We start from the raw sequence: 21,605 nt of genomic DNA, 5'->3' as shown, positions 1-21,605 counted from the left end.
GATGCGAATCAGGAGAGGCGGCGCGTGCGGACGCCGGCTTCCTCGAGGCGGCGCATCAGGTAGGTGGGCTCGATGAGGACGTTCGGCAGGTAGAGCCCCGGCGCGACGGGAGCGCCGCCCGCGAGCCCCAGCAGTCGCTCCACGCTCACGGCCACGCCCACCGCCGTGACAGGCGCCTGCCCCTGCGCGTGGCTCATCTCGTAGCGCACGAGTGCCCGCGTGCCGTCCTGCAGCGTGCCCTCGAGTTCGAAGAGCGTCTCGACGGAGTAGGCCCCACCCTTGCGACGCCCGGCGGACAGGCCCACCACCGCGTCGAGCCGGATGGCGCGCGCCTTCGTCTCGGCCGCCAGGCTCACCGGGTCCGTCAGCGAGTACGCCTGCCCCACGTGCTCGTTCCCGTCGCCATCACGGAAGCGACGCTCCCCCGCCGCGCCGCCCACCCAGCGCCACTTGCCGTCCTCGAGGATGAGCGCGTTGGGCGCGGCGCTCGCGGCGCGCTCCAGGTCCGCGGAGGCGGCGGGCCCACCCACGTCCTGCTCGTCCAGCACGGCCCCCATCGCGATGGAGTCCAGCGTCTTGAACTCCCGCGCGAAGTGGAGCGCGGGCAGCGTCGCCGCGCCCACCAGCCAGCTGGTGCCCAGCAGCACCGCCGAGCGCTGGGGCGCGTTCATGAAGTACGCCACCTCGGGCGCCACCTCGAACAGGGCCGTGGAGATGCCCAGGTGCGGGATGCCCTGGGCCTGGGCGAAGCGCAGCGCGTTGAGCGTGTGGTCCTTCACGAACAGGACCACGGCGCTGTACCCGCGCCCCCCGGGCAATCCCAAATCCCCGCGCGACAAGTCCACGCGCACCGCGTCCGCGTGCCCCAGCTTCTGGGCCACTGCCTCCGCGCGGGCCACATCCCTCCCGCCAATCGTGATGGGCAGCTCGGGATGGAAACGACGAAGCGTCTGGGCGGCCATCGAGCCGACGACGCCCGAGCCTCCGATGATGAGGACGGGCTTCTGCGTGGGTGAAGACATGACGGGTGCGCTCCCCTGCCAGCGAAGGCAGTGGTCGAGAGGGCCGGAGGACCGGCGCGGACGGGAATTCCGACGACCCTACAGGAAGTAAGTTACCAAAAGTAGGTCCGCAACCATTTCGACCAGGACCCCGTCGGTTGCGCGCCAGGGGCGAGGCGACTAAGCCCTCAAGAGCCGTGGTGACGCGCATGAGTGAGACCTCTTCCAAGAAGCTGCCCAAGGCCCAGCGACGCGAGCAGCTGCTCGACGTGGCGGTGGCGGTGGTGCGTGAGGAGGGCACGGACGCGCTGACGCTCGGGCACCTGGCCGAGCGCGCGGGGGTGAGCAAGCCCATCACCTACGAGCACTTCCAGACGCGCGCCGGGCTGTTGATGGCGCTGTACGAGCGCACCGACGCGCGGCAGGTGGCCCAGCTTCAGGAGGCGCTCGAGCGCACGCGGCGCAAGCTGGAGGACGTGGCCCGGGTGATGAGCGCCGCGTACATGAGCTGCTACACCACGTCCGGCCCCGAGCACTTCGCCATCGCCGCCGCGCTCAAGGGGGACGGGCAGATGGAGGCCTTCCACCAGGGCCTGCTGGACCAGTACGTGGACTTCTACCAGCGCACGCTCGCGCCCTTCTGTGATTTGCCCCGGGAGGCCCTGCGCCAGCGCTGCGTGGCCATCATCGGCGCGGCGGAGGCCCTGTCGCGCGACGTGCTGCGCGGGGCCGTGGCGGAGGGCACCGCGGCCAACACGCTCGCGTCGCTCATCGTCTCCTGGCTGACCTCGCGCAAGTAGCACCGCCCGCGTCGATGTGATGCAGTCGCGCCGTGCTCGACAGCGTCACCATCGACCAGCTCCGGACGCTCCGCGCGGTGGCCGAGGAGGGCAGCTTCTCCGCGGCGGCGCGCAAGCTGGGCCTGGGCCAGCCCGCCGTCAGTCAGGCCATCCAGCGGCTGGAGAAGCAGCTGGGCCTGCGCCTCTTCGACCGCAGCAGCCGCGTCCCCCGGCTCACTGCCAAGGGCGAGGCCGTGGTCGCCGCGGCGCGCCGTCTCCATGAAGACCTAACCACCTTCCAGTCGGTGGTGGGCCGCATCAAGAGTGGCGAGGAGACGAAGCTCGCGCTCGTCGTCGACGCGATGTTCCCCACTCCCGCGCTGCTCTCCTTCGTGCGTGAGCTGGCCCAGACACATCCGGGCGTGGAGCTGACGCTGGAGGTGGAGCTGCTCTCCGCGGTGACGGAGCGCCTGCGCGAGCGCAAGGCGACGCTCGGCATCGCCGGCGCGGACCTGGACCTCACCGGCCTGGAGCAGCGGCCCATCGCGTTGTTGAGCATGTTGCCCGTCGCCGCGCCCTCGCATCCGCTGGCCCGCGTGAAGGGTGTCATCACCGAGGAGCACCTCGCCTCCGCCACGCAGCTGGTGCTGAGCGAGCGGCTGCCCACGGGCAAGGCGGGCACGACGGACCGGGGCGTGCTGTCGCCGAAGCAGTGGCGCGTCGCCGACCTGATGACGAAGCATGCCCTCATCCTCGGGGGACTCGGCTGGGGCCACGAGCCCGAGCACCTGGTGCGCGAGGACCTGAGTGCCGGCAGGCTCGTGCAGCTGCGGCTCGCCGCGTGGGAGGGAGGCCCTCCGCCCCGGCGCCCGCTCGCCCTGGTGCGCCGCAAGGGCGTGCCGCTGGGCCCGGTGGCCACGTGGGCCTCGAACCGGCTCACGGACCTGTGTCAGCTCGCGCTGTCCGCGGACCATCACACGACGTGATGCCAGGCATCATGGGCAGCGGCGATTTACACGTCGACTCCCAGCCTTACTGTTTGGGTCATGAGCACCACGACCCAGACACTTCCTCCCCCCACCGTTCCCCATGCGCCTCCCCGCGCGCGGACGCTCGAGAGCGTCCACGGCGGCGGGCCCCTGCACTGGGTCGGTGACGGCTTCCGCGTCAAGACGCTCGTCCCCAGTGGCGGCCTCACCCAGGAGCGCGTCAGCCCCTTCCTGCTCTTGGACCACCATCCTCCGTACGAGTACCCGGCCCTCGCCAAGGGGCAGCGCGGCGTCGGCTGGCACCCGCACCGGGGCTTCGAGACCGTCTCGCTCGCCTTCCAGGGCGTCGTCGCGCACCGTGACAACGCGGGCCACTCGGGCGTCATCGGCCCGGGCGACGTGCAGTGGATGACGGCCGCGTCCGGCATCCTCCACGAGGAGTACCAGGAGCAGTCCTTCTCCCGGCGGGGCGGCATCCTCGAGTTCCTGCAGATCTGGGTGAACCTCCCTCGCGCCGACAAGCGGGCCGCCCCGGGCTACCAGCCCATCACCGCGGCCCAGATTCCGACCGTCCCCATCGAGGGCGGCACGGTGCGCGTCATCGCGGGCGACTTCGCCGACACCCGAGGCCCCGCGCGGACCTTCACACCCATCACCCTGCTCGACGTCAACGTGCGCGCGGGGACGAAGCTCGAAGTCCCCCTGCCCCGTGGCTACAACGCCATGGTGCTCGTCGCCTCCGGCCGCGTGTCGTCCGGCGGTGAGCGGGCCACCGAGGGGGAGCTGGCCGTGTTCGCCAACGACGGCGAGCACCTGACGCTCCTCGCCGAGGAGGACACGCACCTGGTGGTCCTCGCGGGCGAGCCCATCCGCGAGCCCATCTTCCACATGGGCCCGTTCGTCATGAACAGCCAGCGCGAGCTGTTCCAGGCGATTCATGACTTCGAGATGGGCCGCTTCGGCGACATCCCCGAGGATGCGCCCGGCGCCACCCCGTAGGTTCAGCGCGACGCCCGTCGGACCCTTGTGTTCCGACGGGCGCTCAGCGTCCCCGGGCCCGACGCGCGGCGGCCTGTGGCTTCACGCGGGGCTCCGCCGCCCGCGTCATCGACGGCTCCTTCAGCACCTCCACCATCAACTGCCGGAAGTAGCGCGCGCCGGGGTCCGTGTGCGTGCGCTCATGCCATATCAGCGACATGGGCATGGGCGGCGTGCTGATGGCCAGGCGCAGCCGCTTGACGGGCAGCATCGCGCACAGCGCGTCCGCGGTGCGCCCCGGCATCCCTGCCACGTAGTCCGTGCGCGTGACGGCCATGCCCGCGGCGATGAAGTGCGAGACGGACAGCGCGGGGTTGAACTCCAGGCCGTGCTCCTTGCAGAACTCCTGGAAGTAGCGGTGGCCGATGCCCGGACGCCCCTGCGCGATGACCATGCCGATGTGCCGGGAGGCGTTGAACTCCTCCTTCGTCAACGTCGACCCGCGCAGGCGCGGATGCTCCTTGCGCACCAGGAAGGCCACCTCCTCCAGGTAGAGGTCCTCGCAGAAGTAGCCATCCCGCGTCGCCACCATCTGGGGCGCCAGCGCCGCGTCCACCTCGCCCGTGGTCAGCCCGTCCGAGGCCATCAGGAAGTCGATGCTCACCACGCGCAGCCGCGCGCGGGGCAGCTTCCGGGCGAAGGCCTCCACCACCCGGGGCACGTCGCAGACATCCTGGTTGTCGCCACACGACAGCGTGAAGGTGCGCGTGCTCTCCGCGGGCACGAAGCGCTGTCCATCCACCGCCACCTGCAGCTGCGCCACCGCGTTGACCACGAGCGGCCGCAGCTCCTCGCAGCGAGGCGTGGGCACCAGGCCTCGACCGCTGCGCACGAAGAGCGGGTCCCCCAACATCTCCCGCAGCCGGGCGAGCGCGTTGCTCACCGCGGACTGCGTGACGTGGAGCTGCTTGGCCGCGTCCGTGGCGCTCCCCGTCTCCAGCACCGCGTGCAGGACGAGGAACAGGTTCAGGTCGATGGCGGACAGGTTCATGACGGCACGGGCATAGCGCACGCACCGTCCTGAAGGCACCCTCAGGAGCGCTGTGCGCCCGACAACATCGCCGCCACCTGGGGGTCCAGGCGGAAGGACTCGAAGAACGCCTCCGCGTCGGCGGGCGGCTGGCCCTCCGGGTGGAGCAGGAGCTGCTGATAGAGCCGGGGCCCCACCAGGTAGAAGCGGCCCTTGAGCCGGCGCGGCCCGGAGATGCCCTCCACCTCCCAGCCCGGGAAGCCCTCCAGCGTCAGCGGCCGCGAGGACACGCCCGTGGCCCCCAGCGCCTCCAGCGCGCCCATGCTCGCGCGCGACACCACGTCGCCCGGCTTCGCCTGCGACACGGCCGACGCGGGGAAGTCCGTGTACGAGACGTAGTACGCCGTGGATGACTCCTTGCGCTCGGCGATGAACGTATGGAGTGTCACCTCGCCCACATCCGTCAGCTGCGAGCGGCGCTCCTCGCTCACCGGCCCCGGCAGCGCGACGGAGAAGCCTCCCTCCGTGGACTGGACGACAGAAGCCCTGGCGGCGGCCGACGGGGCCACCGGGGTCTCGGGCGCCGTCTGGCGGGAGGCACACGCCCCCAGTCCTCCCACGGACAGCAGGATGGCGAGCGACGCGACCCGGCGCGAATTCTTCATAATCCCTGCGACTCCTGGCATGTGGCCCGGAAGGTACGTCCGACGAGCGTCCGGCGCACCCAGCCTCCACGACACGAGCGTCGCGCGCAACGCTTTGCGTCTAGTGCAGGGCGTCCGGGCCCCCGCCCCGGGCCTCCGCGGCCGGCCCCTCGGCGCCGTGCGCCTTCTCGCCGCTCACCCGCGCCAGCCGGACACAGAAGGAGGACCCCGCCCCGGGAGCGCTCTGCACCTCGATGTCGCCGCCGTGCGCCTCCACGATTCGCCGGGCCACGGACAGCCCCAGCCCCACCCCTGGAGCGCGCTTGCCGCGCGGGCTGCCCAGCCGCTGGAAGGGCGCGAAGAGGATGGCCATGTCCTCCTCGGAGATGCCGATGCCCTGGTCCTTCACCACCAGGAGCACGTGCTCCGCCTCCCCTCGCACCGCCACCTCCACGCGGCTTCCCGCCGGGGAGTACTTCAGCGCGTTGCTCACCAGGTTGGCCATCACCTGCTCCAGCCGGTCCGGGTCCGCGCGCACGAAGAGCGGCGCGTCCGGCACGTCCAGCTGGAGCACGTGTCCGCTGTCGCTCGAGCGGTACAGCTCCACCACGCCGCGCGCCAGCTCGCGCGCGTCCCGCACCTCCGGGCGCAGCTCCAGCTTGCCCGCCTCGATGCGCGTGGCGTCGAGCAGGTCCCCCACCATGCGGTCCAGCCGCTCCACCTGACGTCCCACCAGCGCCAGGGTGCGCTGCATGCGCTCCGGGGTGAGCTGGGCCTGGCTGCGCTCGGACAGCGCGGTGGACAGCTTCAGCGCGGACAGGGGGTTTCGCAGCTCGTGGGCCACGCCGGCGAGGAAGGCGAGCTGCTGCTCCTGCTGGTGCGTGAGGCCGTTGGCCATCTCGTTGAAGGTGCTGGCCATGTCCCGCAGCTCCGTGGGCCCGGCCACCGGGGCGCGCGTGCGCTTGCGGCCCACGCCGAAGCGGCGCATGGCCTGGCTGATGTCCTTCAGCGGCTGGAGCGCGATGCGCTGCAACAGGAGCGAGCCCACGACGAAGGCCATCAGGAGCAGGCCGCACAGCGACAGACCCACGGTGTTGCCCAGGCGGCTGAGGTCCGCCGAGGCCTCCCGCGCCACGCGGGCCTCCTCCACGTTGAGCTGCACCAGTCGCTCGAGCGAATCGAGCGCCGCGTCCATCGCGGGCACCACGGGGGCCAGCCGCGTGCGCGAGGGCAGGCGTGCGGCCTCGCGCTGGGCCTGCAGGTAGCGCTCGAAGTCCTCCTCCACCTCCTGGATGAGGGTCCGCTCGGCGTCGCTGACGGCGTTGCGCTCCAGCCCGTCGAGCAGGAGGGGGAACGAGGCCTCGATGCTCTCCACGGAGCGCCCGCGGATGAGCTGGGAGCGGGTGTCCTGCGGCCCGGCGCCGCCGCTGAGGCGGAAGTGGTTGAGCAGGTCGATCTCCAGCTCCTCCGCCATGTGCAGCCCATCCACGGAGTTGCCGAGCGTGTTGGCCGAGTGGGTCTGCGCGTTCGTGAGGACGATGAGCGCGACGGCGGCGATGAGGGTGAGGAGGGCCAGTCCGCCCATGGTGGCGGCCAGCCAGGCACGCAGGCTCATGGTGTCTCCTGGAGAGTGGCGAGGGCGGGACGGGTCACGGTTCAAGCCCTCCTGGACTGGGGACGGGTGAGACGGCGGTGCCCCCTACCTGACTGGAGGAACAAGCCCAGGAGGTGGGGGATTCACCGAGTGGACAACGGCGCGGCGCGGGGGTGGGTTCCCCGCACGGTGTCAGCGCTGGCGGCGGCAATCGTGCTAGGGAGGTTTCAGCGAGGCGGGCGGGCGAGAGCCTGCTGGCCGCGCGTGAGGTCACCACCATGGACATGCTCCCCCAGCCGAGTCGTACCCTGAAGTTCGATGGTTTCTGGCGCTGGCTCCAGGAACACACGCAGTGCATCCTCCGGTGCGGCTCGGTCGACGCGATGCTGTATGACCACGACGACTTCCACTGGGTGGTGCTCGAGGAGGACCGCCAGCACATCATCCAGGTGCTCAAGGGCAAGGTGCTCGTGGGCGAGCTGGTGATGGCGGGCCGCGAGGTCACCGAGGTGAACGTGGCGCCGGACCCGGACTCGGGCACCCAGGGCCACTTCCTGGTGGAGCTGATGGGCGGTCCGAAGGAGGACCCGCAGGTGCTCTACCACTTCATCATGGCGCACGGCATCGACCCCGCGCCGGGCCACAAGGACCTCAAGCACTGAGCGCCGTTGCGCCGTGTGCTCCGTTCATCGCGGAGCACGGCGCCGGGGTTCGAGATGTTTCGCCACGGACACCGAGGCTCAGGCACCCCGAGCACCAAGCAGGACGCGCTCGATGAGCGCCACCGCGTCCCGAGCACCGTTCGCGTAGCTCGGAGGGTCGCGCCTGGGGCGCGAGTCCACCAACTCCACCGCGCGCTCCACCAGCTCCTCGGGCGTGCGCGCCAGCTCCTCGGGGCGCAGCCGCACCGCCTGTCGGTCGTAGCGCCGCGCCCGTGCGAGAGCCACCAACGGGGTGCCCGTCACCCGGGCCTCCTGCACGGTGTTGTAGCCACCCGCGCCGACGAGCACGTCCACACCGGACATCACCGCCAGCGCGGGCCACACGCGCAACGGACGCGGCGCGCCGTCTCGCACCACGTTCTTCTTCCGGGGCGCCTTCTCGGAGAGCCAAGGCCCCGGAGGCGCGAGCCACCGCACCGGAGCCTTCGCACCGAGCCGCTCCTGAAGCCGCGCGGCGATGAGCCCCGCCTCCTCCACCTCCAGCGCGTTGCCACTCCCCATCACCGCGACCAGGGGACGCGTGTCATCGGGCGCAACGCCCAGCCGCTCACGAGCCTCCTCACGCCCGAGCCACTCCTCGCGCCCGAGCAGCAACCAAGGCTCCGTGCGCACCGCGCGCGGATGCCCCGCGAAGGGCGCGTCCTCACCCGGGACGAGCAACAGGTGGAAGTCCTCCACCGCGGCGGCGATGTCGAAGCGCGCGACGTACGTGGGGTTCAAGTCGCGATGCACCAGCACCTTGCCCATGCGCAGCGAGGGCAACAGCGGCGCCAGCTCTCCCACCAGCCCGCGAGGGAACGTGTCCACCACGAGCAGGTCCGGGCGCACGCCCTCGAGCAGACAGTCCACCGTCTCGCGCATGGCGGCCTTGCCCAGCTCCGGGCTCAAGCGGTGCACATGCACCTCCGGACCGAGCACCGCCTCCAGCGGGACATCGGGCGCGAAGGGGCTGTTCGTCACCAGCGTGACGTGATGGCCCTTCCGAGCCGCGTTGCGCGCGAGCCCCGAGGCACGGGTGAAGTGCCCCATGCCGCCGCCCAGGGCGTAGATGAGCCAGCGCGCGGGAGTCATCAGCTTCCGCCCAGGTCCTCCTCGAAGGAGGCATCTTCCTCGTGGCGCAGGCTCTCGCCATCCGCCTCGGTGAAGTCATGCGGGTCCCTCGAGGAGCCGCCCCCCCACGACGCGCCCCGGCCGTAGTAGCCGTAGTCGTCGTAGTAGGTGCTCGCCTCGTCCGACTCTCCGGAGAGCACGCCCGCGCACCCCGTGCAGACCGTCTGGTCCTCTTGCGACGTCAGGTGCAGCTCACAAGCAAGCTTGCCGCACAGCTCGCACGGGATGCTCGCGGGCGCCCCACACTCGTGGGGCAGCAGGAAGCCCAGCCGCACCTGACAGCCAGGATTCGCGGAAGCGGGGCTCATGGCGTGGGTCCGGAAGGCGGCTGCTGGAGCTGGTGGAGCAGCGCCACGCGCAAGGGCAAGGACACCGCCTCGAAGGCGAGGCACGCCGCCGCGTCCGCGCGCACGAGCGCATGCGTGGAGAGCGTCGTCTTGCCCTGGGCATCGCGCAGGGACACCTTGCCCTCGCGCACCTTCACGCGCGCAATCTCCGCGCCCGGCGCGTCATAGACACGGGCACCGTCATCCTCCGGGAGCACGGTGTAGAGCAACGCGCCCTTCGAGTCGGTGAGGCGCCAGCCTGGCCCCTGGATGGCGAGGGTGTAGAGCACCTGGCGCTGCTCGCCGTCGCGCACGATGATGGCGCCACCGGACGAGCCGAGCACGTACCCCAGCGCCACGTCATCGGGACCGGAGACCTTGAGGGAGGCGCCCTTCCACTTGAGGCGCGCCAGCTCGCGCTCGTCACCGTCGACGAGCTTGGCGCCATCGTCCTTGGGCTTGAGGGAGAAGCGCTCGCGGCCGTCGCCGTCCTTGAACTTGAGCTTGCCCGGCAGGGGCACGTCCTCCGCGGAGGCGGCGGTGGTCGTGGGGGCCTGGGGAGGCTCGGAGCCGGAGGGGCGCGAGCAGCCCCACGCGAGCAACAGACAGAGGAGGAGTGGGAGGCGGCTCATGAAGCCCTCGAGGTGAGGTGCTTGCCGCGCGCCGAGGAGGCGTGGAGCACCTGGAAGAGGCTCAACAGCATCATCAGGCAGGCCCGCGTCGCGTCCGGCTCCACCTTCCATTCGGAGTCCATGTGGGCGCGCATCGCGAGCTTGTCCTCCGTCACGTCGAGCCGGGACAGCTTCACCTTGGGCGGCAGCTTCACGGCCTGCTGGGCCTGCGCGCGCATCTGGGCGAGGCCGGGGTGGCGCTCGGGCTTCACGCGCAGCTGGGCCTGGAGGAAGGTGGCGCTCTTGCGCTTGTGCTTCGTCTTGAACTTGCCGCGGGGGTTTCGCCGGCTGCGCGTACGCTTCTGGAGCCACTCGGTGAGGGAGAGGCGCAGGTGGGTGCCATCGCGCAGGCGGGCCTGGAGCGACATCCACGCATCCTCGAACTCGTTGGTCTCCCAGCCGGTGGCCGTCCTGCCCTGGCGGACGAACTTCGAGGAGTGGTCGATGGGCTGGAAGTCCAGCTCCAGTGTGACGCGCTCCTGGGGATCGATGTCCCGCAGCAGCGGGCGCAGCAGTCGGGCGGGGAGCTGGTAGCGGCGGTCCTCCAGGTCACACCGTGAGGAGCCGGAGGCCTTGAGGTGCAGGAAGACCGCCCCCACGAGCGACAGCCAGCCGAGCCACCACGCCCACCCGCCGAGCCAGGAGACCTCCGTGAAGCCGCGAAGGATGAAGGACAGGCCGACGAGGCCCGCGAAGCCTCTCAGGGCCCATCCGCGGCGACGACGCCAGAGGCGGGCCTGTTCGGCCATGTGCTCGTCGAGGTGCCCGAGTCGATTCAGGTCCTCCATCAACACGGACACAGGCGCGGTGTTGCGGTAGCACTTCTCCACGCGGAAGCGGTCGACGTCGAAGGACACGATGGGAGCTCCCCCTCGGAGCCACGGTACGGAGGCGCTGAGTGTATGGGTCGGCAGGGGGCGGGGCAAACGAGGAGGTTGGCCGGGGATGGCCAGGCGCGATAGCACGCATGACGTGGCCTCCGCGTCCGGCATCGTCTACGCATCGTTCGACCGTTTCCCGGCCCCCAAGGGGGCAGCCGTGCACATCCGGGCCTTCGTGGAGGCGCTGGGGGCGGCTTTCGGAGGGGTGGACCTGCTGGCGCTCCGGGACGGCCCCACGGCCAGCTCGGAGCCGAGGCCCCTGGTCGAGGGCGTGACGTACCACCCCCTGGAGGCGAGAGGGCGGGACCTGGTGGCGCAGGCGCTGTCGTTCCGCACGCACCTGGCGGCGTGGTGGAGGAACCGGCCGAGGGCGCGGGTGGTCCACGTGCGCTCCATCTTCGAGGGCTATCCGGTGGCGACGCGGAAGGCCGCGCTGACGGACGCGCTGGTGTTCGAGGTGAACGGGCTGCCGTCCATCGAGCTGAAGTACCACCACCCGGACGTGGCGGACGACGCGGAGCTCATGCTGAAGCTCGTCGCGCAGGAGGACGCGTGCATCGCGAGCGCGGACCTGCTCGTGACGCCCAGCGAGGTGACGGCGGAGTACCTGGTGAAGCGCGGCGCGCGGGCGTCGAAGGTGCAGGTGATTCCGAATGGTGTCGAGCTGGAGGTGTTCCGCCACGCGCCGCCGAGGATTCGAGCACCGGGGCAGCCGGTGCGGCTGTTGTACAGCGGGACGATGACGTCGTGGCAGGGAGTGCATCACGCCATCGAGGCGCTGCGGCTCTTGAGGGAGCAGATGCCCGCGGTGCTGACGTTGGTGGGGCCGCTGCGCAAGCACCAGCGCAAGGTGATGCTGGACCGGTGTGGGGACCTGCTCCTGGAGGGGGCCGTGGAGCTGCGGGAGCCCCTGCCCCAGGCGGAGCTGGCGGCGTTGCATCATGCCTGTGACGCGGTGCTGGTGCCGTTGCCGGTGAACGACCGCAACTGCGTGCAGGGGTGTTGTCCGCTGAAGTTGCTGGAGGCGATGGCGTCGGGGACCCCGGTCATCGCGTCGAACCTGCCGGTGGTGAGGACGCTGGCGGGGCCGGACGAGGTGCTGCTCGTGAGGCCGGGCTCGCCGAAGGCCATCCTGGAGGCGGTGAAGGACCTGTGCGCGAACGCGGAACTGGGCCCGTCACTGAGTCACAGGGCGAGGGCCCGCGTGGAGCGCGACTTCAGCTGGGCGGAGGCGCGCGCGGCGCTGGTGGGTGCGTACGAGACAGAGCTAGGGATGAAGCGCAAGGCCCCGGGCGTCGTGGCGAGCTGAGTCGCTGAGCCGCGCAAGCAGTCGGGCGAGACCGTCTCGATGAGGCATCGGGCAGTCGAGGCCCAACGCCGACCCGCCTGACGTGGCAGCCGACGCGAAGTGCGCGTGGATGAGTGAGCGCGAGGTCTTCCGCACCATCCCGCGCTGACGCGAAGCGCGCGCGGATGAGTCGGCGCCAGGACTTTCGAATCATCCCACGCGAGGAACGGCGCGCGTGAGGACCCGGCGCAGCACCTCCGCCTCGGCCTCGGACTGGAAGCGCTCCAGGATGCGACGGCGCGCGGCGGCGCCGATGGCGGCGCGGTGCTCGGGGGACAGCGACAGCACGTCGAGACACGCCTGCCCGAGGTGATTGAGCAGGGCCTTGGAGACGATGAAACCGTTGCGCTGATGGTCCACGGCCTCGGGGATGCCGCCCGCGTCACTGGCGATGACAGGCAGGCCGCAGGACATCGCCTCCAGCAGCGCGTTCGGCATCCCTTCCCAAAGTGACGGCTGGAGATACACATCGCACAGGCGCAGGTGCGCGGCGATGGACTCAGGCGTCTCGAGCGCGCCCGAGACGAGGATGCGAGCCCCGTCCTCGGGGTGCTCGGCGCGGAAGGCGACCAGGTGCTCGGCATCCCGAGGCCGCACCTCACCAATGACGAGCAGACACGCGGGCCGGGTGCGCCGCACCTCCGAGAGCGCGGCGAGCAGGAACGGCAGCCCCTTCTTGTGACGCAGCTCACCGGAGAAACCGAGCACCGCTTCATCCGGAGCGATGCCAAGCCGCGCGCGCAGCGAGACCTCCGCGGGGCCGGGTGAGAACATCTCGGTGTCGACGGCGTTGGGGATGACCTCCACGCGGCCGTCCTTGCCCAGCAGCATGCTCATCTTCCGGCCCAGGTCGGCGGAGGCCGCGGTGAGCACATCCGCGCGCTGGAGCGTCCACAGCAGGCGAGCGAAGTCCCCGGGCGGGAACATGTGCTGGTCCACGTCATTGCCGCGAGCGCTCACGGTGGAGGCGATGCCGACAGACGCGGCGAACACCACGGCGAGGAACCCGGGCGGTGACAGGTAGTGCCCCCAGACCAGGTCATAGCGTCGACGCGAGTGCAGATACCCGAGCACGTCCAGCGTGTGTTGCATGGACAGGTCACTGCTGCCGAAGAGCCCCAGCCGATGCAACGTGACACCGCGAGCAAACGGCGTCACCTCGCCCGCATCGTCCAGTGTGCTCAACGCGCCGGGGGCCGCCGTGCGGGTCCAGGCGAGCACCTCCACCCGAGCCCCGAGTCGAGCCAGGGCTCCCGCGGTGCGGGCACCGCTGCGAGCAAGACCACCGATATCAGGCGGGAAGCGTTCAGCAAGGAGAAGGACACGAGGTGAGCCAGCCATGGGGATGAATCTACCCGGCTGGGGCTGCTTCACCCTCGTGGAATCTCACGAGCCCCGGTCGAGCCATCACTCACCACACAACAACCGGTCATCACGACGCACAAAGCCAGACGAATTGATTGGACACCCCTGGCGAATCACTCACACCATGACTTCGCCCTCACTCCCCCCGGCTCGCGGTCCGTGACTCAATCCCAGCCGGGTTGGGACGCGCTCCCTCACCGCAACCGGGTGTCATCACCGCCCCACATCCTTCGACGGGAGTTCGTCCCCACTCCTCCGCGCACGAGAGGCCGGTCGCCGGAGAAAATCCTTGGAGCGCAGCTTGAGACACCCCTGTCAGCCGAGGTCATTCGTACCTCGCATCCACTCCGTGATTCCCCTCCTCCTGGCCCTGCTGTCCTGCGGCGAGCCGGAGCCCATGTCTGACAACGGGTCGGAGACGACCACCACGCGACAAAAGCTGTCCGCGCCCGTGACGCGAGCCGTGGCGGCTGGCGCCTATCACTCGCTGTTCCTCCAGGAGAACGGCGAGGTCTTCGCCTGGGGACAGAACCTCACCGGCCAGCTCGGCACGGGCACCACCAGCAGCATGCCAGTCGCGAGCCCCACGAAACCCGTGGGCTTGCCTCCCATCAAGGCCATCGCGGCGGGCCAGACACACTCGCTCGCGCTCGACACGAACGGAGAGGTCTGGGCCTGGGGCAAGAACGACTTCGGACAAGTGGGCCTCGGCACCGTGGGCGGCAACGTGACGGCGCCCACGAGAGTGAGTGGACTGACAGGTATCCAGACCATCTCGGCGAATGGGAATTTCTCCTTTGCGCTGACCCTGGATGGCCGTCTCTGGGCCTGGGGGCAGAATGCTTCCGGACAGGTGGGCACGGGCGCGGCCAGCACCGCGGAGCCTACGCCCCGTCAGGTGAACAGCCTGCCCACCATCCGCGCCGTCGCCGCGGGCCACAACCACACGCTGGCGCTGGATGCCGACGGAAAGGTGTGGGCGTGGGGAAAGAACGACCTCGGCCAGCTCGGGACGGGGAGCACCACTCCCGCCATGGTGCTCGTGCCCACGGTGGTGACGACGCTGCCCCGAGCCAAGGCCATCGCGGCGGGTGCGGCGCACTCGCTCGCCATCGACGAGCAGTTCGGCAACGTCTGGGGCTGGGGACAGAACTCCTCGGGACAGGTCGGGAACGGGACGACGAGCACCTCACCGGTGCTGACGCCCACGGCGGCTCCGGGCGTGTTCGCGGCGACGCACATCAGCGCGGGCCATGCCTTCTCCCTGGCAGTCATCAGTAACGGGAGCGTGAAGGCGTGGGGCCTCAATGCCTCCGGACAATTGGGGCGAGGCACGCCCGGAGGTTCGAGTGGGGCGCAAGCGGACGTGACGGGGCTGACGGCCACGACTGCCATCGCTGCGGGCTATCACCATGTGGTGGCGGTGCATCCGGGCTGTCCGGTGTGGACGTGGGGCAACAACGGACAGGGGCAGCTCGGCACGGGGACGTACACGACGACGCCGACGTCCGCGCCCGTGACGACGTTGATCTTCAACACCTATTACTTCGACGGGGACATGGATGGCTTCGGGGATGAGTACATCGCCCTCGAAGCCTGTGTGGCGCCGGACGGCTACGTGGAGGACATCGACTGCGACGACTTCACGTCGACGACGTATCCGGGCGCACTCGAGCTGTGCAATGGCGTGGACGACAACTGCGACACCGTGGCCGACGAGGGTGACCCGGGCGGCGGCGACGAGTGCGCCACGGGACTGCTCGGTGTCTGCGCGAAGGGAACGAACGCCTGCACGCAAGGCACCGTGGTGTGCGTGCAGAACCAGACCGCCTCCGCCGAGCAGTGCGACAGCCTGGACAACGACTGTGACGGAGAGGTGGACGATGGAAACCCAGGTGGGCTCCAGGACTGCGCCACGGGAGGCGTGGGCATCTGCGGTGAAGGCGTGACCTACTGCACCCACGGCGTGGTCGAGTGCGTCCAGCGCTACGGTCCATCCACCGAGGTCTGCGACGACCGGGACAACGACTGCAACGGGCAGACGGATGACGGGCTGAGCTTCCAGACCTGGTACCAGGACCTGGACCGAGACGACTACGGAGTGGCGACGCAGTCGGTGCTCGCCTGCGCGCGCCCCGCGAACCACGCGGCCCAGGCGGGCGACTGCGACGACACGCGAGCGTCCTTCAACCCCGCGGCCCCCGAGTCTTGCGACGGCCTGGACAACAACTGCGATGGCCAGGTGGACGAGGGCCTGACGCGGCAGGCGTGGTACCGCGACGCGGACGGTGACGGGTACGGCAGCGCGAGCGACACGGTGAGCGACTGCCGGCAGCCGGCTGGCTACGTCGCCGCGGCAGGGGACTGCAACGATGGCAACGGCGCCATCAAGCCCGGTGCGATGGAGGTCTGCGACGGCGCGGACAACGACTGCGATGCACAGACGGATGAAGGCGTGCTGGGCACGTTCTATCGGGACGCGGATGGCGACGGGTACGGCAGCGCGAGCCAGTCGACGCAGGCGTGCTCGGCGCCCATGGGCTACGTGTCGAATGCGGGCGACTGCCACGACGGCAACGCATCCATCCACCCTGGAGCCAACGAGGTCTGCGACGGTGTGGACAACAACTGCACGGGCGGCACGGACGAGGGCCTCGCGACCCAGACCTGGTACCAGGACGCAGACGGAGATGGGCACGGCAACGCGAGCGTCTCCACGCAGAATTGCCGCCAGCCGTCCGGCTATGTCGGCAACGCCTCTGACTGCCATGACGGCAACGCGAGCATCCGCCCAGGTGCGCCCGAGGTCTGCGACAGCGTGGACAACAACTGCAACGGCTCCATCGACGAAGGGGTGAAGCCCACGTGGTATCGGGACACGGATGGAGATGGCTACGGGAACGCGTCGAATCCCACCCAGGCCTGCTCACAGCCCTCTGGATACGTGACGAACGCCAGCGACTGCAACGACGCCAATGCGAACATCCGTCCGGGGGCCACCGAGGTCTGCGACAGTCTGGACAACAACTGCAATGGTTCGACAGACGAAGGCGTGGGCCCCACATACTTCCCTGACAGCGATGGGGATGGATATGGAGACATCAACTACCCGACACAAGCATGCAGCCAGCCGATTGGGTACTCGAACAACGGCTATGACTGCAACGACTACGACGGCTCGATTAACCCAGGAACCATCGAATCCTGCTACAACGGAGTCTACGACGGAGTCGACAACGACTGTTCCGGCCTAGTCGATGACTGCTCCCAGCCGGGCTGCGAAACCACTGAAGGTGGAGAGGTGGTGGTCTGCCAATGATCCACCCAGGAAACGTTCGGCTCCCACTTGAGGCTCTCCGAGCAACCTGAAAAACCACTCGACACTGCGAGCATTTCTTGGGAACGACTACGCCAGGAAGAGCCTCAACTCCTCCTGGCGTAGACTCAAGTTCAGCTCCGTTGCCTCACCGATGCGTCTGGCCGACTCACGAAGACTCTCAAGGCGTGGTGCGACTCCGTCACCCTGGAGGCGCCCTGGAAGAATCAGAGGCGCGTTCAATGGGGCCGCCCGCTCAAGTACGTAGATGGGTAGGTCCTCAGGAACGGAATTGTGCTGAGCAGGCCAATGTTCGCCACGGGCTGATTCTACCCACTCAGAATCGACCCACCCGGTCGAACGCTCATTTCCCGCCGACCAAGACGTGGCTCGCAATCCAACATCGAGCCCTCACGACGCACAGAGCCAGATGTTCCGATTTGACACACCCACCAAATCACTCACACCATCATCACACCCTCGCTCCCCCCGGCACAGAGTCCGCAGCTCCATTCCTATTGGATTGAGACCTGCGACCTCACATCGTCCGGGTGTCATCCCCGCCCCACACCCTTCGACGGGAGTTCGTCCCCACTGCTCCGCGCACGCGAGGCCGGTCGCCGGAGAAAATCCTTGGAGCGCAGCTTGAGACACCCCTGTCAGCCGAGGTCATTCATACCTCGCATCCACTACGTGGTTCCCCTCCTCCTGGTCTTGCTGTCCTGCGGCGAGCCAGAGTCCATGTCTGACAACGGGTCGGAGACGACCACGACCCAGAAGAAGCTGTCCGCCCAGGTGAAGGTGGACCGAACCGTGGCGGCCGGTGCCTACCACTCACTGTTCCTCCAGAAGAACGGCGAGGTCTTCGCCTGGGGACAGAACTCCGTCGGACAGCTGGGGACGGGCAACACAAGCACCACGCCGGTGGCGAGCCCCACGAAGCCCGTGGGTCTGCCTTCCATCAAGGCCATCGTTGCGGGACAGACGCACTCGCTCGCGCTCGATATGGATGGGACTGTCTGGGCCTGGGGCAAGAACGACTTCGGCCAGGTGGGTCTCGGCTCGACGGGAGGACTGGTGACGGTCCCGACTCGCGTGAGTGGACTGTCGGGTATCCAAGCCATCTCGGCGAACGGGAATTTCTCGCTCGCGCTGGGGCAGGACGGACGCGTCTGGGGGTGGGGGCAGAACGCCTCTGGCCAGGTGGGCAAGGGCGCGGTCAGCACCGCGGAGGCCACGCCCCGCCAGGTGAACAGCCTTCCCACCATCCGCGCCATCGCGGCGGGTCACAACCACGCGCTCGCGCTGGATGCGGACGGCAAGGTGTGGGCGTGGGGCAAGAACGACTTCGGGCAGCTCGGCACGGGGAGCACCACGCCCGCCATGGTGCTCGTGCCCACGGTGGTGACGACGCTGCCTCGGGCCAAGGCCATCGCGGCGGGAGCAGCGCACTCGCTCGCCATCGATGAGCAGTTCGGCAACGTCTGGGCCTGGGGGCAGAACTCCTCCGGGCAGGTCGGCACCGGGACGACGAGCACCACACCGGTGCTCACGCCCACGGCCGTCCCGGGCGTGTTCGCCGCGACGCACGTGCGCGCGGGTCTTGCCTTCTCGATGATCATCATGGGCAATGGCGTGGTGAAGGCGTGGGGCCTCAACGCCTCCGGCCAGTTGGGTCACGGAGCTCCGGGAGGCACGAGCGGAGCTCCCGTGGATGCCGTGGGACTCACGGACGTCACGGCCATCGCCGCGGGCTACCACCATGCGTTGGCGGTGCGTCCGGGCTGTCCGGTGTGGACGTGGGGCAACAACAGCCAGGGGCAGCTCGGCACGGGTGCGTACACGACCACGGCGACCTCCGCGCCCGTGACGACGCTCATCCTCAACACCTACTACTACGACAGCGACATGGACGGCTTCGGCGACGAGTATGTGTCCATGGAGGCCTGTGCCCCGGTGGATGGCTTCGTGGAGGACATCGACTGTGACGACTTCACGTCGACCACGTACCCAGGCGCGCCGGAGACGTGCAACAGCATCGACGACAACTGCGACAGTGAGGTCGACGAGGGCAACCCGAGTGGCGGCGACGAGTGCGCCACGGGCCAGCTCGGTGTCTGCGCGAAGGGCACCACGGCCTGCACGCAGGGCCTCGTGGTGTGCGAGCAGAACCAGGCCGCATCGGACGAGCAGTGCGACGGCCTGGACAACGACTGTGACGGAGAGGTGGACGACGGCAACCCGGGCGGACTCGTCGCGTGCGAGACGGGCGGCGTCGGCGTGTGCGGCGAGGGCGTCAGATACTGCACCCACGGCGCCCTGGAGTGCGTGCAGAAGTACGCCCCGTCCGCGGAGACCTGCGACAACCGCGACAACGACTGCAACGGTCAGACGGACGACGGGCTGACGTTCGCGACGTGGTACCTGGACCAGGACCACGACGACTACGGTGTCGCCTCGCAGTCGATGCAGGCCTGTGCGCGCCCGGTGAACCACGCGGCCCAGGCGGGTGACTGCGACGACACGCGGGCTGCTTTCAACCCCGGCGCGCCCGAGTCCTGCGACGGCGTGGACAACAACTGTGATGGCCAGGTGGACGAGGGCCTGACGCGGCAGACGTGGTACCGCGATGCGGACGGTGACGGCTTCGGCATCGCGAGCGACACGGTGAGCGACTGCCGGCAGCCCGCGGGCTATGCGGCCGTGGCGGGCGACTGCAACGACGGCAACGCCTCCATCAAGCCTGGAGCCGCGGAGGTCTGCGACGGCGCGGACAACGACTGCGACTCCCTGACGGATGAGGGAGTACTGGGGACGTTCTATCGGGACGCGGATGGCGATGGCTACGGCAGCGCGAGCCAGTCGACGCAGGCGTGCGCGGCGCCCACGGGCTACGTCACGAACGCCTCGGACTGCCTGGACACGGATGCGTCCATCCACCCGGGAGCCGCGGAAGTCTGCGACAGTGTCGACAACAACTGCGCGGGTGGCGTCGATGAGGGAGTCCCCACGCAGGAGTGGTTCCTGGACGGAGACGGGGATGGATATGGTCGGTCGACCCTGTCGACGCGGAGCTGCCGTCAGCCCACGGGCTACGTGGCGAGCGCTTCGGACTGCGATGACTCCAACCCGACGACGCACCCGGGCGCCACCGAGGTCTGCGACGGCGTGGACAACAACTGCGCGGGAGGAGTCGACGAGGGCCTCACGACCCAGACCTGGTATCGGGACGTGGACGGTGATGGGTACGGCGACGCGAACAACGCCACGCAGTACTGCCGACAGCCGTCGGGGTACGTGAGCAACGCCTCGGACTGCCACGACGCGAACCCCAACATCCGTCCCGGCGCCTCCGAGACGTGTGATGGCGTGGACAACAACTGCAATGGCTCCACCGACGAGGGCGTCACCTCCACGTACTACAGCGACGCGGATGGCGACGGTTACGGCAACGCCTCGGCCAGCACCCAGGCCTGCACGAAGCCCGCGGGCTATGTCTCCAACGCTGGGGACTGCAACGACGGCAGCGGTGCCATCCACCCCGGAGCCACCGAGGTCTGCGACGGCATCGACAACAACTGCGCGGGCGGCGCCGACGAGGGCCTCACCACCTCAACCTGGTACCGAGACGCGGATGGCGACAGCTATGGCAATGCGAGCGTCTCCACGCAGAACTGCCGCCAGCCGTCGGGGTACGTGAGCAACGCCTCGGACTGCCATGATGGCAACGCCAGCATCCGCCCGGGTGCTTCGGAGTCCTGCGACGGTGTGGACAACAACTGCAACGGCTCCGTCGACGAAGGGGTTCAGTCCACGTGGTACCGCGACGCGGACGGCGACGGCTACGGCCACGCATCGAGCACGACACAGGCCTGTTCGAAGCCCTCCGGCTACGTGTCGAACGCCACCGACTGCAACGACGGCAGCGCATCCATCCACCCAGGCGCGTCCGAGGTCTGCGACGGCGTGGACAACAACTGCGCGGGTGGCGCGGACGAGGGCCTCACGACGTACACCTGGTACCGCGACGCGGATGGCGACAGCTACGGCAATGCGAGCGTCTCCACGCAGAACTGCCGGCAGCCCTCGGGCTACGTGAGCAACACCTCGGACTGCAATGACGGCAGCTCCGGCATCCGCCCGGGCGCCTCGGAGTCCTGCGACGGTGTGGACAACAACTGCAACGGCTCCGTGGATGAGGGCGTGCTGCCCACCTGGTACCGGGACGCGGACGGCGACGGCTACGGCTACCCGACGAACACCACCCAGGCTTGCGCAAAGCCCGCCGGCTATGTGAGCAACGCCTCGGACTGCCACGATGGCAACGCGACAGTCTATTCCGGAGCGGCCGAAGCCTGCGACTCCCTGGACAACGACTGCGACGGCTCCGTCGACGAAGGGGTTCAGTCCACCTGGTACCGCGACGCGGACGGCGACGGCCACGGCAACGCGAGCATGTCCACGCAGAGCTGCGGCCGGCCTGCCGGCTATGTCTCGGACGCCACGGACTGCAACGACAGCAACGGCATGGTCAACCCAGGCGAGATGGAGACCTGCTGGGACGGAGTCGACAACAACTGCTCCGGGACCCAGAACGAAGGTTGTGGTCCGCGGAACCCCTGCCCCGACATCGAGCCGTTCGCGTCCTACGATGTCACGTCCATGAGGATCGACTGCTACCCGTCCCCAACACCTCAGCTCCCGCCCTACAGCTGGTGAGGACACGCCGTAGGTAGGTCAACCACATGACCCGGCGTCAGGAGGACGCACCCTCCTGACGCCGTTGCGTGAATAATTCCCGCGAGCCCCCGTCCAGGGGCACGGAGGATCCACCCCTACCCCAGGGCCGGA

Annotated in this window: 16 protein-coding genes and 1 pseudogene; 8 read left to right on the top strand and 9 right to left on the bottom strand. The window is 69.3% G+C overall.

Annotated elements, in window-relative coordinates; genetic code table 11:
- Positions 1-8: 8 nt before the first annotated feature.
- Positions 9-1,022 carry an NAD(P)-dependent oxidoreductase gene (locus VZQ01_RS21640; RefSeq protein ID WP_426748880.1) on the bottom strand — a complete coding sequence of 338 codons (1,014 nt, stop codon included), beginning with the start codon at positions 1,020-1,022 and terminating at the stop codon, positions 9-11.
- A gap of 188 nt (positions 1,023-1,210) precedes the next feature.
- Between VZQ01_RS21640 and VZQ01_RS21635 the strand changes: the two genes are divergently transcribed.
- The 4 genes and pseudogenes from VZQ01_RS21635 (at position 1,211) to VZQ01_RS21620 (ending at position 3,768) form a co-directional block, all read left to right on the top strand.
- Positions 1,211-1,801: a TetR/AcrR family transcriptional regulator gene (locus VZQ01_RS21635; protein WP_223750442.1), complete on the top strand. Its 591-nt coding sequence runs from the start codon at positions 1,211-1,213 to the stop codon at positions 1,799-1,801.
- A 32-nt stretch (positions 1,802-1,833) separates the two neighbouring features.
- A pseudogene (locus VZQ01_RS21630) lies at positions 1,834-1,971 on the top strand (LysR family transcriptional regulator); the annotation flags it as partial.
- A gap of 117 nt (positions 1,972-2,088) precedes the next feature.
- The gene (locus tag VZQ01_RS21625; protein ID WP_426748982.1) at positions 2,089-2,766 is read left to right on the top strand and encodes a substrate-binding domain-containing protein; all 678 of its coding nucleotides are present in this window, start codon (positions 2,089-2,091) and stop codon (positions 2,764-2,766) included.
- Positions 2,767-2,826: 60 nt separating this feature from the next.
- Positions 2,827-3,768 (top strand): pirin family protein, encoded by a 942-nt coding sequence (locus tag VZQ01_RS21620; RefSeq protein WP_426748879.1) that lies wholly within the window; start codon positions 2,827-2,829, stop codon positions 3,766-3,768.
- 43 nt (positions 3,769-3,811) lie between these two features.
- Here VZQ01_RS21620 and VZQ01_RS21615 read toward each other — a convergent pair whose 3' ends face one another.
- The 3 genes from VZQ01_RS21615 to VZQ01_RS21605 form a co-directional block, all read right to left on the bottom strand.
- A complete protein-coding gene (locus VZQ01_RS21615; protein ID WP_426748878.1) occupies positions 3,812-4,819 on the bottom strand; it encodes a LysR family transcriptional regulator in 1,008 nt (335 codons plus the stop codon).
- Between the two features lie 20 nt (positions 4,820-4,839).
- On the bottom strand, positions 4,840-5,442 hold the full coding sequence (locus VZQ01_RS21610; protein ID WP_223783801.1) for a hypothetical protein: 603 nt from the start codon (positions 5,440-5,442) through the stop codon (positions 4,840-4,842).
- A 100-nt stretch (positions 5,443-5,542) separates the two neighbouring features.
- Positions 5,543-7,036 carry a sensor histidine kinase gene (locus tag VZQ01_RS21605; protein ID WP_426748877.1) on the bottom strand — a complete coding sequence of 498 codons (1,494 nt, stop codon included), beginning with the start codon at positions 7,034-7,036 and terminating at the stop codon, positions 5,543-5,545.
- A 257-nt stretch (positions 7,037-7,293) separates the two neighbouring features.
- On the opposite strand from VZQ01_RS21605, the gene VZQ01_RS21600 reads away from it, so the two are divergent.
- Entirely contained in the window at positions 7,294-7,677 is a 384-nt protein-coding gene (locus VZQ01_RS21600) for a hypothetical protein (RefSeq protein WP_046716969.1), read from the top strand.
- Positions 7,678-7,755: 78 nt separating this feature from the next.
- Here the strand turns inward: VZQ01_RS21600 and VZQ01_RS21595 are convergent, their stop codons facing one another.
- From VZQ01_RS21595 to VZQ01_RS21580, 4 genes are read right to left on the bottom strand one after another with little or no spacing between them, the layout of a single operon-like run.
- Positions 7,756-8,808, bottom strand: coding sequence for a hypothetical protein (locus VZQ01_RS21595; RefSeq protein ID WP_223750449.1), 1,053 nt, complete (start codon positions 8,806-8,808; stop codon positions 7,756-7,758).
- Positions 8,808-9,155 (bottom strand): hypothetical protein, encoded by a 348-nt coding sequence (locus VZQ01_RS21590; RefSeq protein WP_223750450.1) that lies wholly within the window; start codon positions 9,153-9,155, stop codon positions 8,808-8,810. Before VZQ01_RS21590 ends, VZQ01_RS21595 begins: the two co-directional genes overlap by 1 nt.
- On the bottom strand, positions 9,152-9,805 hold the full coding sequence (locus VZQ01_RS21585) for a hypothetical protein (RefSeq protein ID WP_223750451.1): 654 nt from the start codon (positions 9,803-9,805) through the stop codon (positions 9,152-9,154). Before VZQ01_RS21585 ends, VZQ01_RS21590 begins: the two co-directional genes overlap by 4 nt.
- A complete protein-coding gene (locus tag VZQ01_RS21580; RefSeq protein WP_426748876.1) occupies positions 9,802-10,701 on the bottom strand; it encodes a hypothetical protein in 900 nt (299 codons plus the stop codon). Before VZQ01_RS21580 ends, VZQ01_RS21585 begins: the two co-directional genes overlap by 4 nt.
- An 88-nt stretch (positions 10,702-10,789) precedes the next feature.
- On the opposite strand from VZQ01_RS21580, the gene VZQ01_RS21575 reads away from it, so the two are divergent.
- On the top strand, positions 10,790-12,034 hold the full coding sequence (locus tag VZQ01_RS21575; protein WP_426748875.1) for a glycosyltransferase family 4 protein: 1,245 nt from the start codon (positions 10,790-10,792) through the stop codon (positions 12,032-12,034).
- Positions 12,035-12,223: 189 nt separating this feature from the next.
- Here the strand turns inward: VZQ01_RS21575 and VZQ01_RS21570 are convergent, their stop codons facing one another.
- Entirely contained in the window at positions 12,224-13,414 is a 1,191-nt protein-coding gene (locus tag VZQ01_RS21570; RefSeq protein ID WP_426748874.1) for a glycosyltransferase, read from the bottom strand.
- A 421-nt stretch (positions 13,415-13,835) separates the two neighbouring features.
- On the opposite strand from VZQ01_RS21570, the gene VZQ01_RS21565 reads away from it, so the two are divergent.
- Together VZQ01_RS21565 and VZQ01_RS21560 are read left to right on the top strand one after the other, a co-directional pair.
- On the top strand, positions 13,836-16,757 hold the full coding sequence (locus VZQ01_RS21565) for an RCC1 domain-containing protein (protein WP_426748873.1): 2,922 nt from the start codon (positions 13,836-13,838) through the stop codon (positions 16,755-16,757).
- Positions 16,758-17,495: 738 nt separating this feature from the next.
- A complete protein-coding gene (locus VZQ01_RS21560; RefSeq protein ID WP_426748872.1) occupies positions 17,496-21,473 on the top strand; it encodes a MopE-related protein in 3,978 nt (1,325 codons plus the stop codon).
- The last annotated feature ends 132 nt before the right edge of the window (positions 21,474-21,605 follow it).

The organism is Myxococcus faecalis (assembly GCF_050039385.1).
In the GTDB taxonomy this organism is placed as follows: Bacteria; Myxococcota; Myxococcia; order Myxococcales; family Myxococcaceae; genus Myxococcus; species Myxococcus fulvus.
The sequence above is the reverse complement of the archived record's forward strand: the minus strand, read 5'-3'. Positions and strand labels throughout refer to the sequence as shown.

Excerpts from the sequence above, each read along its gene's own strand:
- VZQ01_RS21640 (WP_426748880.1), bottom strand. The coding sequence starts at position 1,022 with ATGTCTTCACCCACGCAGAAGCCCGTCCTCATCATCGGAGGCTCGGGC.
- VZQ01_RS21635 (WP_223750442.1), top strand. The coding sequence starts at position 1,211 with ATGAGTGAGACCTCTTCCAAGAAGCTGCCCAAGGCCCAGCGACGCGAG.
- VZQ01_RS21620 (WP_426748879.1), top strand. The coding sequence starts at position 2,827 with ATGAGCACCACGACCCAGACACTTCCTCCCCCCACCGTTCCCCATGCG.
- VZQ01_RS21610 (WP_223783801.1), bottom strand. The coding sequence starts at position 5,442 with ATGAAGAATTCGCGCCGGGTCGCGTCGCTCGCCATCCTGCTGTCCGTG.
- VZQ01_RS21605 (WP_426748877.1), bottom strand. The coding sequence starts at position 7,036 with ATGAGCCTGCGTGCCTGGCTGGCCGCCACCATGGGCGGACTGGCCCTC.
- VZQ01_RS21600 (WP_046716969.1), top strand. The coding sequence starts at position 7,294 with ATGGACATGCTCCCCCAGCCGAGTCGTACCCTGAAGTTCGATGGTTTC.
- VZQ01_RS21595 (WP_223750449.1), bottom strand. The coding sequence starts at position 8,808 with ATGACTCCCGCGCGCTGGCTCATCTACGCCCTGGGCGGCGGCATGGGG.
- VZQ01_RS21590 (WP_223750450.1), bottom strand. The coding sequence starts at position 9,155 with ATGAGCCCCGCTTCCGCGAATCCTGGCTGTCAGGTGCGGCTGGGCTTC.
- VZQ01_RS21585 (WP_223750451.1), bottom strand. The coding sequence starts at position 9,805 with ATGAGCCGCCTCCCACTCCTCCTCTGTCTGTTGCTCGCGTGGGGCTGC.
- VZQ01_RS21575 (WP_426748875.1), top strand. The coding sequence starts at position 10,790 with ATGGCCAGGCGCGATAGCACGCATGACGTGGCCTCCGCGTCCGGCATC.
- VZQ01_RS21570 (WP_426748874.1), bottom strand. The coding sequence starts at position 13,414 with ATGGCTGGCTCACCTCGTGTCCTTCTCCTTGCTGAACGCTTCCCGCCT.
- VZQ01_RS21565 (WP_426748873.1), top strand. The coding sequence starts at position 13,836 with ATGTCTGACAACGGGTCGGAGACGACCACCACGCGACAAAAGCTGTCC.
- VZQ01_RS21560 (WP_426748872.1), top strand. The coding sequence starts at position 17,496 with ATGTCTGACAACGGGTCGGAGACGACCACGACCCAGAAGAAGCTGTCC.